Raw genomic sequence first — 687 nt, forward strand, 5'->3', positions numbered from 1 at the left:
CAGCCGGGACGCCCGGAACTGGTTTGACCACTGCGGCTATCACACACAAGCCGGCAAACGATAAGGATACATGGTTCACGAATCTGCTATAAGTTACGAATACGCAGCGACAATTTGGGTTGCACCCCTTCTTATAGACGAATCCATAATTAAATAACTTAAATCTTTCATCAAAAAAACCATCTTCTAGTAGCCAATAAGCATGCGTTATATCGTAAAGAATAGCCCTAAATATCTGGCTTAGAGGAATGGCAATGTTTTGGCTATCTGCATATTCATCATAGAGAAGTAATGCTCCTTTGCTATTATAATATATCCGCTCGAGAAAATCGAATGCCATTATCTTATAACGGCTTCCTGCGATTTTCCCGTTTTGTTCAGGTAGGTATTTATCAATTGTGGTACAATAGTGCTGTAACAGTTCTTTTGTGAGTATGTATTGTGCCTTGGCTATTTCGCGCTCAGTCATAGTGTTTGCTTTAGGTATGTCAATCAATATAGAGAAATCCTGCCTGTAAGCTTCCCCGTCAGGTAGGCCAGGTAAAAGTAGAGGTCAGGCAGCTTGTGACCTCCTCCCAATTGCTGGACCGGCCTGAAGTAGAGAATCAGGCGGTTTGAAGCTCGACAGTACTGGCGGCTGCCATGACCTGATCGGGCGTTAAATTCTGCAGCGAGCTGTGGGGTCGG

1 protein-coding gene is annotated in these 687 nt (G+C 44.3%); it reads right to left on the reverse strand.

All coding sequences use genetic code 11. The annotated features are described in order from the left end of the window. A partial coding sequence (locus E5J99_RS21700) for a hypothetical protein (protein ID WP_210114510.1) occupies positions 1-469 on the reverse strand: 469 nt, incomplete at its 3' end. Positions 470-687: the final 218 nt, after the last annotated feature.

This window comes from Hymenobacter elongatus, assembly GCF_004745955.1.
GTDB classification, from domain to species: domain Bacteria; phylum Bacteroidota; class Bacteroidia; order Cytophagales; family Hymenobacteraceae; genus Hymenobacter; species Hymenobacter elongatus.